Below are 13,570 nucleotides of genomic sequence, written 5' to 3' on the forward strand. Positions count from 1 at the left end.
TGCAAAATACCATTATCGAATTAAACGAAGCAAATACAATAAAAGAAGAATATATTGGCTATTACTTTAATCTTATTTCTGAATACATTGATAAACTGGATAAGTTTAAACGTTCTGTTGATAATAAATTAATCACTAAACGATTTGATGATATCCGCATATTGGTTAACAATATTAACCTCACTAAAGAAAGAGAAGAGTTGTTTATAAATTTTGATAAAGCCTTCCTTAAAATATTCCCAAACTTTGTCCAGGCATATAATGCCCTGTTTTGTGAAGAAAACCGGGTGAAACTACTCCCTAACCAGTTATTAAATACCGATCTGAGGATTTTTGCTTTAATAAGGCTGGGAATTAATGATACCGAAAAGATTGCCCACATCCTTGAATATTCGGTTAATACAATTTACAACTACAAAGCCCGTATTAAAAGTAAATCTATTGTTCATAATGATGAATTTGAGCATGCTATAATGGCGATAAAGGCAATATGATGGCATATATTACCAGGTATTATTTATACCACGTTTATATTTTAATGAAATTATAATTAAAATAATAACCTGATAATCAGATGATTGTATTGAATGTAAATTTATATTTCTTTATATTTTAATTTTGAGACTTGTTGCTGTCCAATATATCTGCTCTCTTTGATGTGTAATTCTTCGCAATCGTTATAGTGATTCGGCAATTACCAATTATAACCAGTTTTAACATTTATTAGTATTTATTTTAAAATGTATCAACATAACATGGTATGGAAACATGCCTGCGTGTTTGAATGCACTATACATACAAGTAAAACAATTATGCTTAACCTATTACTCACATCTAAATAAATCATTATGAATAAAAAACAATTACTATTAAAGTTACTTTTTTGTCCCTTGTTTTTATTGCTGTCCGTAGCGGCGTTTGCACAACAAACATTAGTTGCAGGTAAGATTACTGACGAAAAAGGAGAACCAATTCCCGGTGCAACCATAATTGTAAAGGGAAGTCCGAACGGAACAAATACCGATTTAAACGGAAATTATGCCATTAAAGCAACCGGCAAAAGCGTGCTTGTTTTCTCAAGCGTAGGTTTTGTTAAACAAGAGGTGGCCGTTAATGACAGGACTATTATTAACATAACGCTGGCAAATGATGAAAAGCTGCTAAATGAAATAGTAGTTATAGGTTACGGCACACAGCGCAGAAGGGATATTACCGGGTCTGTGGCATCGGTTAGGGGATCTGATTTTAAGGACCAGCCAATAACCAACCCTATATTAGCCTTACAGGGCCGTGTTGCCGGGGTTAATGTTATTCAAAGCTCGGGTGCGCCGGATGCTACCCCAAGTATTGTTATAAGGGGGCTTGCATCCTTCCATCAACCTAATCCTTTATACATTGTTGATGGGGTGAGAGTGCCTGATGTAAATAGCGTCAACGTACAGGATATTGCTACCATTGATGTTTTAAAAGATGCCGCCTCGGCTGCCATATATGGCTCTGCGGCGGCGGGTGGTGTTTTGGTTATTACCACTAAAAAAGGTACAGGAACACAGCCAACTATCAACCTTAGCGCACGCTATGGCATTACCAAACCTAAATTGGTTAGCCTGCTTGATAAAAACGGCTTTATACAACTGCAAAACATTGTTAATCCTAAATTTTTTGCTGGCGCTACAAAGTTAGATACTTTGGCTAATACAGATTGGGTACATACCATGTACCGCGATGCGGTTGAGCAGAACTATAATTTATCAATTTCTGGTTCAACGCCGGTTGTTAATTATCTTTTCTCCGGGTTTTACAATGGCCAAAAGGGTGTTTATCTTAAAAATTATTCCAACATTGGCGGGGCGCGTATCAACACCGATTATAAATTAGGCAAATTCATAACAATAGGTGAGCAACTGGGTATATCGCAGCGCCAAACCTCACCATTGATAGGCAACGAGGCCAATCTGCATAATGCACCTTTCAGAACGCAGCCTATCATCCCGATATATAATAAAGACGGGAGTTACGGCACTGTACCGGCCGGATATAATGGGTTAGCATTTCAAGGACCAAACCCTTATGGTGCAGTACAATCAGCAACCGCGTCAAACGCTAAAAATAATTTGCAGGCAAATGTATATGCTGATATCAAATTGCCGCTGCATTTGGATTTCCGCACCACTATCGGTTATTCATATTATTATGAAGCGCAGGATTATTTCCAGGATGCTTATAAATTTGGCTCGGTTTCATTACCAAATAATACACTTTTTAAATATGATGTACAAAGCAGCCAGTTATTAACTAACTATGTACTGAGCTATAACCAAAGTTTCGGCAAACATAATATCAGTGCTTTAGCCGGTTATGAGCAAATTGTGAACAAAAACAATAGCCTGTATGGCAGTGAAAGCTCCATCGGAATAAACGGTTATTCTTTTGTTCAAACATCATCATCTAGTTTGGCGCTTTCAGGTACGAATGATCCTAACGGCCTTATCAAATCGCAGTTTGGCCGTATCAACTATAATTATGCTAACAAGTATTATCTGTCAGGCTCTATCAGGCAGGATGCCAATTACAACGTATTTGGCCCTAATAAGCAAAAAGGTGTGTTTCCTGCTGCATCAGCCGGCTGGAACCTGGGCGAGGAAGAGTTTTTTAAAAGAGCGGTACCTGCGCTCAATGTGTTAAAATTCCGCGGCAGCTATGGCTCGTTGGGTAATAGCAATATTCCTGCCTATAGCTATGCTTCTACCTACACGCAGAATAATACCAGTACCGGCATTTCTGGCGGAGCACAAGGCTTTGCGCCCGGCCAGCCTTTTCAAATTGCCAATTCCACCACCAAGCTGCCTAACGCGAATGTGCATTGGGAAACAGTTACCGAAACTAATATCGGTTTAGATGGCGAAGCATTAAGCGGCAATCTGTATTTTTCTGCTGAGTGGTATAATAAAAATACTAAAGACATGCTTTATGCGCTGCAATTACCCACCAGTACAGGTTTTACAACGCCGTATATAACAAATATTGGCAAGGTTAATAACACAGGGTTTGATTTTATGGTTGGCTACCGTAATAAAGCGGGCGATTTAGGTTATGATATCAGCGTTACTGCCGGATTCAATAAAAATAAAGTGGTTAGTTTAGCAGGTGCAGCTACCGATGCTGTTTATGATGGTTATAACTATTACAGCAATGGCGATGCGGCTTTTCAAAAGATGGCCAACCAAACGCTCACTATTAGCAAAGCCGGGCTGCCGCTGGGTTCTTTTTATGGATATAAAGTGTTGGGCATATTTACAACTGATGCCGAAGCAGCCGGGCAAAAAGTTAATGGTAATGTAGCACACGCCGGCGATTTGCACTATGAAGACATAGATGGCAATGGCACTATTAATTCTAACGACAGGCAGGTAATCGGCAATCCAAACCCTAAACTGGTATATGGTATCAATATGCATTTTAACTATAAAGGATTTGATTTGGCCCTGTTATTTAACGGTGTGGCCGGTGCGCAATTGTTTAACGGTGTAAAAGCTTATGAGCAGTCATTATTCCAGGACGGTAATACTACCAGCCAGGTATTTAATGATTCATTTTTAGGCAACAATGGTCTTACCAAACAGCCGCGTTTGGGTATAGCGCAAAGCGGCGGATTTACGATGGACCCCAACCAGAATTATAGCTCGGTAAACAGCTATTTTGTAGAAAGCGGAAACTATTTAAAATTAAAAAATGTGCAATTAGGCTATACATTTAAAAATAGCCTGCTGCAAAAAGTCGCTATTAAATCGGCAAGGATATTTGTGATGACTAACAATGTGTTCACCATCACTAAATACTCCGGCCTTGATCCCGAACTGGGTAGTGCCTTTACGCCATCAGGCTATGGCACGGTAACTACACAAGGTATCGATGCGGTAACTAATTATCCACAAACAAAAATTTACACAGCAGGTCTGGATCTTACTTTTTAATATTCACTTTAAAAAACCATGAAAATGTTAAAATATATATATACAGCAGCACTGGCGGTCATCCTAATTACCGGCTGTAAAAAATCACCTTTAAACGTTGGGCCAACCAACGCGTATAGCACAACCAGTTACCCATCAACGTTGGCTGACCTGCAAAGTGTATTAGTTTCTTGCTACGCTAATCTGCGCGACCAGGGCATATACGGTTTTCATTTTTTACCCAAGGCATTGTCAAATTCCATGCATACAATCAACTCGCAATATAATGGCGACCCGGGATGGAACGAAATGGCCAATACCAACCTAACCGCGAGTAATCAATATTCGGGTGAAGCATGGCAGGCATTATACACTGGTGTAAAAAACTGTAATGTTACCATTTATGCAGCAAATCAATACACAACCCAACATACCGGCTTAAGTGCGGCCGATAAACAAACCATTAATTTAATACTTGGTCAGGCTTATTGTTTACGCGGCTGGTATTACATGGAGCTGGAATGCCTTTTTGGCGAAAGTTACATGACCGCCGGCGGCGCCAATGGCGATAAAATGGGCGTACCCATTTATACCGGTTTGCCAACAAGCCTGACTGAAACCCAGGTAGCACGCTCATCAGTTAAAGATGTATGGACGTTGGTTCAAAGCGACCTGCAGCAAGCGGCAACCTTACTAAAAGGAAAAGTATGGGGCTCGACCGAATTGGCGCGCGTAACCGAATGGTCTGCAAAGGGTTTATTAGGTAAAGCATATGTTTACACACAGGACTGGACCAACGCTAAAACAACTTTACTGGATGTAATTACCAATAGCGAAAAAGTATTAATGCCGTTTGCTACCTATCAAAATTCATTTAACGGCTCCAATAAATTTAACAGTGAATCATTATTTGAATTATATATTGATCAGGATTCAAAAGGTGGTTATGGTATTTACAGCGGCGCTGCAAACTCATCAACTATTAATGGCCTGATATGGGCGCCAAGAACATTTGGCGGGTATAATGGCAGTACGCCTTTTAGCGGAACTGAAACCCAAACTCAAGCACTGGGTTATCCAAACGAGTTCTTTCATGATAAAAACGTAACCCGTTTTGGTTTTACTTTAGGCAGCAACTACAGTCTTGTGGCTAACCCTAATTATAATGCCACTGTAGGGCCAACTTTTTACAACCAGCAATTAACCATAGACCCGGTATATAAGCAAAACGCTTTACAGATACGCACCAATAAAACTGCCGACCCGCGTTTGTTTGTAAATGCTTTACAACCGTGGATCGATTCGGTTAAGTTTGACGGCAACACTTGGGCTAAAGTTTCTAAAGTGGATGTTTATGTTGGCGATCCTACTAAATACGGCTGGAGCGTTAAAAAATATTCACCAATAGATTATAATGAGAACACTATTAATTCAGATAAATGGGATTATTACATTCTGCGTCTGGCAGATGTATACTTGCTATATGCCGAAGCTTCTATAAAAGGCGGCGACGCGATAACCGGGCTTGAATATATCAACAAAGTTAAGCGCCGTGCTTATAGCTATCCTATTAACGCACCATCACCTGTTGATTATCTGACGCTTACCAGCCCAACCAGTGCTACAGACCCGGTTTTAGGTACCAATCCGCTTTATTATGAGCGTTGGGCCGAACTATTTAATGAGGGTTCATGGTGGTTCGATGTTTGCAGGTGGCGCATAGGGCAATCAGAAGCAACCTATTATGCAAGCGCTTTAAATGTTAACGGTGCACTGCAATGGAGCGATGCTAAATCATATACATGGCCCATTCCGTTAAATGAAATAAATTCAAACAGCAAGATCAAACAAAATCCAGGGTATTAATAAATGGTTGGTTTAGTGTAAAGCCTGTAAAAAGGCTTTGCACTTTTTTAATCTTCATGCCTAAAGAGCGTGGGTAAAGGGAACTGTCATGTTCTGACCGCTTGTTAAAATTAAATCGTACATGAAACACATATATATACTCCTGCTTGGCTATATAATGCCGTTAGGTTTGGCCGCGCAGGAAAAACCGGCAGTTAGTGCAGGCATGAATAAGGTGAAGCTTGATTTTAGGCTTGATGCCCAGGGACATCCTGAATATGCGGTGTATTATGATCAAAAGCCAATTATAAAACCATCCCGTTTGGGTGTTAAACTATTAGATAATACCGGGCTTGATCATGATTTTGTAATAACCGGTACCGAAAAAAAATCAATCGACGAACAATGGAATCCGGTTTGGGGCGAGGTTAAAACTATTCGTAACCATTATGAACAGGTAATTGTTCATTTAAAACAAAATGGCCCTGGCAGATTGATGGACATTGTTTTCAGGGTATTTGAGGATGGCGTAGGGTTTAGATATGTGTTTCCGAAACAACCTGATCTGAAACATTTTATCGTATCAGACGAGGTAACCGAATTTGCTCTTGCAGGCAATCATAAAACCTTTTGGATACCAGGCGATTATGATTCTAATGAGTATCCGTACACCACATCAGCTATAAGCGAAATAAATAACCAGCCTATAGTTGCTTCATCCGATGATATTGCGGTAAAAACAGTACCAGATAAATATGCTGTGCAAACCCCGCTGATGATGAAAACCGCCGACGGTTTGTATATTAATATCCATGAGGCTGCTTTGGTAAATTATACATCCATGCAACTGCATGTTGATATTGCCACCTATAAACTTACGGCCAGCCTGGTGCCGGATGCACTGGGTAATAAAGCTTATATGAGCGCTCCCTGCCATACACCATGGCGCACTATAATTGTAAGCGATAAAGCCACTGATATCCTGGAATCAAAAATGATTTTGAATTTAAATGACCCTTCAAAAATTACTAACACCTCCTGGATAAAGCCAATGAAATTTGTAGGTGTTTGGTGGGAAATGCAAACCGGCAAAGCCACCTGGAACTATGCAAACCGGGCAGATACTGTTGGTACCGACGGCCAGCTGATACCTAACAAAACCCATGGCGCAAACACGGCCAATGTAAAACGGTACATTGATTTTGCCGCCAAAAACGGCATACAAGCGGTGTTGGTTGAAGGTTGGAATTATGGCTGGGAAGAATGGTTTGGCACCTGGAAAGAATACGTTTTTGATTTTGTAAAGCCTTATCCCGATTTTGATGTGGCAGCCATAACAAGCTATGCCTCGTCCAAAGGCGTAAAAATGATCATGCATAACGAAACATCAGGCTCGGCCAGTGACTATGAACGACAAATGGATACGGCTTTCCGGTTTATGAATAAATACGGCTATACTTCGGTGAAAACCGGCTATGTTGGTAAAATTATACCAAGGGGAGAGCATCACGACGGCGAATGGATGGTTAACCATTATGTTAGAGCCGCGCAAAAGGCTGCCGACTATCATATCATGATTGATGCGCATGAACCGGTAAGGCCGACCGGCTTGCAGCGTACATACCCTAACTGGATGGCCAGTGAGGCCGGGCGTGGTAACGAGTATAATGCATTTGGGCATGGCAACAAACCCGAACACGAAACCATAATGCCGTTTACACGCTTTATGGGCGGCCCGATGGATTATACGCCCGGAATACTTAAAATTACTAATTACACGTCATTGCCTGATAAACAAATCCATACCACCGTGGTGAAGCAACTGGCACTGTATGTAGTGTTGTATAGCCCGCTTCAAATGGCTGCTGATCTGCCTGAAAATTATGAAAAGTATTTGGATGCATTTCAGTTTATTAAAGATGTGCCTGTTGATTGGGATGATACCAAAGTTATTGAAGCTGAACCTGGTAATTATATTACAACTGCAAGAAAAGAAAAGGGGAGCGAGAATTGGTTTATAGGTGCTATAACCAATGAAAATAGCCGAAGCGCCTTAGTGCCGTTAAACTTCCTGGATAAAAAAGCAAAATATATAGCTACTATTTATGCAGATGCAGTTAATGCAGATTGGAAAACTAACCCGGAAGCCTACAGGATCAACAGCTACCTGGTTGATGCAAACACTACGCTTAATTTGAAATTAGCTAAAGGTGGCGGGGCCGCTGTTAGCATTAAGCAAGTAACTTCAGGTACTAAAGGAATTCCCAGTTATAAATAGATTGTTTAAAATCCCCGGCATCAATATTTCGTTATTTAAGCGTTTTATATTTGTTTCAATATTTAGTTCTTACTCTTTAAATGTGCTTAGCTGATATCATAAGTTCTTAAAATTGAATTTATATTATTGTTTAAAAGACTTTTATAAGTTTATTTGTAATTACAATATAGACCTGTATTATTTGATATGTTAAAAGAGGAGCGCCTAAATTATATTATAAATCAGATAAATATCCATAACAAAGTATTGTCTGCTGATTTAAGTGTTCAGCTTAATGTTTCAGAAGATACGGTTAGGCGAGATTTAAATGAGCTTACTGATGGCGGGCAAATCATAAAAGTACATGGCGGTGCCATTTCTAAATCTTTCCATTATCCTTTTTCTGAAAAAGAGGTTTATAAAAAAGATGCTAAAAAAGAGATAGCGCGTAAAGCTATTGAATTGATAGAAGACGGTATGGTTATTCTTGTTGGCGGTGGTACCACCATGATAGAGTTAGCCAGGATGATCCCCGAATCATTACATTGCACATTCTTTACCATAAGCCCGTTAGTAGCACTGGAGCTTGCCGAAAACCCCAGTTTGGATGTTAATCTTATTGCGGGTAAGCTATCATCCAATTCACAAATATTAGTAGGTGCCCAGGTTATTAGCCAGCTATCAGAAATTGAGCCGGATATTTGTTTTTTAGGTACTAATGGCGTTTCGCTTAAAAACGGGATAACAGACTCAGACTGGGAAGTTGTTCAGGTCAAAAAGGCAATGATTAAGTCGGCGGCCGAAACAGTTATATTAAGTATAAGCGAAAAGTTAGATTCTTCACAAAAAATGAAAGTGTGCCCACTTGACGCTATCACCTATCTCATTACCGATATTGATCCTGAAGATGAAAGTCTGGAAAAATATAGAAAAAAGGTAAAGCTACTTTAATCCCATATAAGGATAGTCGTATATTATTGTAAATTTCATACTAACTAATTAGTATTATATCTGTTGTTAAATTACAATAATAAATAATTAGTGGAATTTTGAAAGCTTAATGGCAGATCAACCTGCGGTTATTTGCGGGTTTTTTTAAAAAAAGTGCATAATAATGTTTTATTTTAAAAAATTAACATTATAATTACATATTGATAATACATGTAGACAAGTAGTTGCGGTTGCGTTTTTTTGCGTTATGATAGATAATTTATATTAAAATCTTAGTTTTCTAATTGAATTATATGAATTCGAACATAGAAACACTTTACAAAATAGCAAACAAGCCCGAAAAAACTATTATTGGCTTAATGTCCGGTACTTCTTTTGACGGATTAGATATAGCTGTTTGTAAGTTTACAGGATCTGGACTTGGAACGAATGTAAAAGTTAGTCACTTTACTACAATGGATTATGCGCCCGACTTTAAAGAAGCGCTAAAAGAAGTATTCGCGAAAAAACAGGCAAACCTTGAGCAAATTACCATACTTAATGAAATTATAGGTACTTATTATGGCGATTTAATTTTAGAGTGTCTTAATAAATGGGAGATATGTGCGACAGAAATAGACTTAATAGCCAGCCATGGTCAAACTATTTTTCATGCACCAAAACATCAACACCATATAGCTAATTACCCTAATGCAACTTTGCAGATAGGAGATGGCGACCACCTGGCGGTAAAAACAGGAATTATTACACTTAGTGATTTTCGTCAAAAACATATAGCTGCCGGAGGCGAAGGTGCACCATTAGCTGTTTACGGCGATTACCTGATATTTTCAAGTCCGGGCGAAAACCGGATCATGTTAAATATTGGCGGTATTGCAAACTTTACTTTTTTACCGTCAGGTCATTCAACAGGATTTTTTTCTACAGATGTTGGCCCGGGCAATACCCTTATGGATCAGTTTATACAATTGAAATCACCGGGGAAATATTATGATAAAAATGCAGAAATGGCTTCTGCGGGCAAGATAAATGAACTATTGCTCAATGCATTGTATGAGCATCCATTCTTTAAAACTGATTTTCCAAAAACTACCGGCCCCGAGCTTTTTAGTTTAAGGTATTTACAAAATGCAATTATAGTTTCAGGGCAAGAGGATATTTCAGATTTTGATATAATGGCAACGCTCGCTGCTTTTTCTGCTAAAGGAATAATTGAAGCGATAGAAAAAAGTATTCCGACAGATAAATCTTTCGAAATTTATTTAAGCGGTGGGGGCATGTACAATCCACTGCTTGTTAAATACCTGGAAAATCACTTTGGCCGTAAACTTAAATCAACAACGGCATTAGGGATACATCCTGATGCTAAGGAAGCGGTATTGTTTGCCTTATTAGCCAACGAGGCTGTGGCTGGCGGTAAAACCAGTTTTGGAGATCATCCGGGATTACCTACCGTATCAATGGGAAAGATTAGTTTCCCCAAATAAAAACTATATATAATACATAAGAGAGCAATTAATTTAAATCCAAACAATATGAAAAAAGTGTTACAAACGTTTAAACATGGTCGGTACCTGTTGGCATTACTGGTTGTAATGTGTTACGGAGAGCTGGCCCTTGCACAAAGTGCTAAGGTTACTATTAAGGGTATAGTAACCGATGTTCGTGATAAAGAACCAATTCCCGGAGCCGCTGTAAGGATATCCGGCACCCAGTTTGGTGCTACCACAGATATTAATGGCGGTTATTCATTTACTGCAACGGTTAGCGGGCCAACAATTACAGTTGCCATTAGCTTTACCGGCTATCGAACCTATACTAAAACTATCGCATTGGCAGGCCAAAACGATATTACAGTAAGTACAGAACTTTCAGAAGATGCGCTAAATCTTAATGAAGTTGTTGTAACCGGTAATACTATTGAAACTACTAAAAAACAATTAGGTAATGCTATATCAACCCTATCTGCAAAAGATTTACAAGGTGGTGCGGCAACATCAATTGATCAGGCTATGGCCGGTAAAGTTGCCGGAGCTCAAATCTCTCAAAACTCGGGTAATCCTGCGGGTGGTATAAGTGTGCATTTGCGCGGAAACTCTACCATAGCAGGTTCAAGCGATCCGCTTTATATTGTTGACGGTGTTATTATTAATAATAGTTCAGATCAATTGGTTGATTTGGGTGGTTATAGTCAAAACAGGTTGGTGGATATCAATCCTGCTGATATTGATCACATCGAAATTATAAAAGGTGCCGCGGGTGCTGCCATTTACGGATCGAGAGCAAGTAATGGTGTTGTACAAATATTTACCAAAAAAGGTAAATCCGGCGCGCCTGTTGTTACGGTTTCAACACAATTTCGCAGCAATTCAATTCGTAAAAAACTGGCGTATAATACTGAGCCATTCCGTTTTACCAATACAACCGCGTCTGATCTATCAACCGTGCCGGTACAGCGTTATGATTTACAGAGCATGATTTTTAGAACCGCATCAGGTACAGAAAGTAACGTTGCCGTAAGCGGGGGTACAGATAATACACAATATTACATAAGCGGTGGTTATTTAGGTAACCAGGGTATTGTAAAAGGTACAGATTTTCAAAGAGGTACCGGCCGTGTAAGGGTTGACCAAAGATTTAATGATTGGTTAAAAGTTAGTGCAGGCTTTAACTACAGTTTGAGTGGTAGCAGCGAAATACCTAATGGTGGTATAAACGAAGCTTATGGCGCGTTAACAGGTTTTATTTTTGCTAATAACTTTATTAATCCTAATCCAAATTCTATCTCTGGCGTTTACCCAGCACTTGCCCCAACAGGTTTATTAAGGACTAATCCGCTTGAGGCTATTAACAGGTTTAACTTTCATCAGCAAACAAGCCGTTTTATAGGGGATATTCAAGTAAATATTACACCTTTAAAAAACTTATCTATTAATTACACATTGGGTTATGATAACTCAACCCAATTGGCCACCGGCTTTATACCTGTAGGTAATACTACACCAACATATAATACAGGTTATTCAAGGCGGGCAGACAGGCTTGACCTGTTGCTTAACAATGATCTAAATGTTTCTTATAAAGCTGCTTTTAGAGAATTCACATCATCAACAGCAATTGGTGCCACTGCACAAACCGAGCGTATAAGCTCTTCGGGTATAACAGGTACGCAATTAAGCCCTGTTAGCCAGTCGGCTGCGAGCGGAACTACAATTGTTGCCAGTGATGCGAGATCAACCTTAAATATTTTAGGGTTTTTTGCACAGGAAACTATCGGCTACAAAGAAAAAATGTATTTAACAGGCGCTATCCGTAATGATGTATCATCATCTTTTGGTGCAAGCAACAGGTGGCAGTATTATCCTAAATTAAGCGGAACGTATCTTTTATCTGAAGAAGATTTTTGGAAAAAGTCTTCTTTAGCATCGGTTATTCCAAACTTTAAGTTAAGGGCTTCTTACGGGCAATCAGGTAATTTAACAGCCATCGGGCCTTATGATCAATTTAGTAGTTATATACCGGTTTCTTTAGCCGGTTTGCCGGGAGTAATAGCTCCGTCTCAATTAGGTAACCCTAACGTTAAGCCAGAACGTCAAACCGAAAAGGAAATTGGTTTGGATGCAGGTTTCCTGAATGATCGTTTAGGTTTTGAATTTACTTATTACAATAAAGCTGTAAAAGATCTTTTATTGCTGGTAACCTTACGCCCATCAGAAGGTTATGGAACACAATATCAAAACGTTGGTAACATGAGTAATAAAGGTATTGAGCTATTATTAAGAGGTATACCTGTTCAAAACAAAAATTTTAAATGGAACACAACGATTATATTTTCAATAAATAAAAATATTGTAAGTGATGTACCGGGTGGTGTAGTTACTTTCCCTGGTGGATTTGGCCAGGTTGCGGCAGTTAACGGTTATGCATTAGGCGCATTTTATTCTACCTATTTTGCCCGCAAAGCTGACGGATCGATTTTGCTGAATGCAGCAGGTTTTCCCCAAACAGAAAAATCCGGTCATGACCCTGTAACCGGTCAGCCAACCGGATCAACCCTGAGCAAAGTAATTGGTGACCCAAATCCAAAATGGACCGGATCATTTACCAATGAGTTTGCAGTTGGAAAAAACTTCACTTTCAGAATGCAATGGGATGCCTCATACGGCAACAAAGTATTTAACTTTACTAAACGTGTAGGTGACAGGGACATTTATGGTGGCCTTGCAGGTTATATGCCCGAGTTAGAAGGTAAAGTGCCAAAAGGAACTTCGGCAGCACTTTATGGTATTTTTGAAAACTGGATAGAAGATGGCTCATACCTTAAACTACGTGAACTTTCTGCCTCTTATGATTTAAGGTTAAAAATGTTAAAAAGTAAACCATTGCGTATCTCGTTATCAGGCAGGAACCTGCTTTCTATTGATCATTATAGTGGTTGGGACCCTGAAACTAACGCGGCAGGCCAAAGTAATGCTGTACGTGGTTTTGACTTCACCGAGGTACCAATACCAAGAACTATTGCAGTTGGTTTAAGTTACACGCTTTAATATTAAAAAATTAACAT

Annotated in this window: 7 protein-coding genes; all 7 read left to right on the forward strand. The window is 39.2% G+C overall.

From position 1 onward, the window contains the following. Positions 1-494: DUF6377 domain-containing protein (locus JWR23_RS01330; RefSeq protein WP_299511937.1), on the forward strand; the 494-nt coding region annotated here is incomplete at its 5' end. Between the two features lie 354 nt (positions 495-848). Continuing rightward, entirely contained in the window at positions 849-3,974 is a 3,126-nt protein-coding gene (locus JWR23_RS01335) for a TonB-dependent receptor (RefSeq protein ID WP_299511939.1), read from the forward strand. A gap of 18 nt (positions 3,975-3,992) precedes the next feature. Beyond that, complete coding sequence (locus tag JWR23_RS01340) at positions 3,993-5,819, forward strand: RagB/SusD family nutrient uptake outer membrane protein (protein WP_299511941.1); 1,827 nt, start codon at positions 3,993-3,995, stop codon at positions 5,817-5,819. Between the two features lie 121 nt (positions 5,820-5,940). After that, positions 5,941-8,076: a glycoside hydrolase family 97 protein gene (locus JWR23_RS01345; RefSeq protein ID WP_299511943.1), complete on the forward strand. Its 2,136-nt coding sequence runs from the start codon at positions 5,941-5,943 to the stop codon at positions 8,074-8,076. 186 nt (positions 8,077-8,262) lie between these two features. Continuing rightward, positions 8,263-9,006, forward strand: coding sequence for a DeoR/GlpR family DNA-binding transcription regulator (locus JWR23_RS01350; protein ID WP_299511945.1), 744 nt, complete (start codon positions 8,263-8,265; stop codon positions 9,004-9,006). Between the two features lie 293 nt (positions 9,007-9,299). Beyond that, on the forward strand, positions 9,300-10,493 hold the full coding sequence (locus JWR23_RS01355) for an anhydro-N-acetylmuramic acid kinase (protein WP_299511948.1): 1,194 nt from the start codon (positions 9,300-9,302) through the stop codon (positions 10,491-10,493). 48 nt (positions 10,494-10,541) lie between these two features. Continuing rightward, entirely contained in the window at positions 10,542-13,553 is a 3,012-nt protein-coding gene (locus JWR23_RS01360) for a SusC/RagA family TonB-linked outer membrane protein (RefSeq protein ID WP_299511951.1), read from the forward strand. Positions 13,554-13,570 lie beyond the last annotated feature (17 nt).

It is taken from the genome of Mucilaginibacter sp. (assembly GCF_028288205.1).
Lineage (GTDB): Bacteria > Bacteroidota > Bacteroidia > Sphingobacteriales > Sphingobacteriaceae > Mucilaginibacter.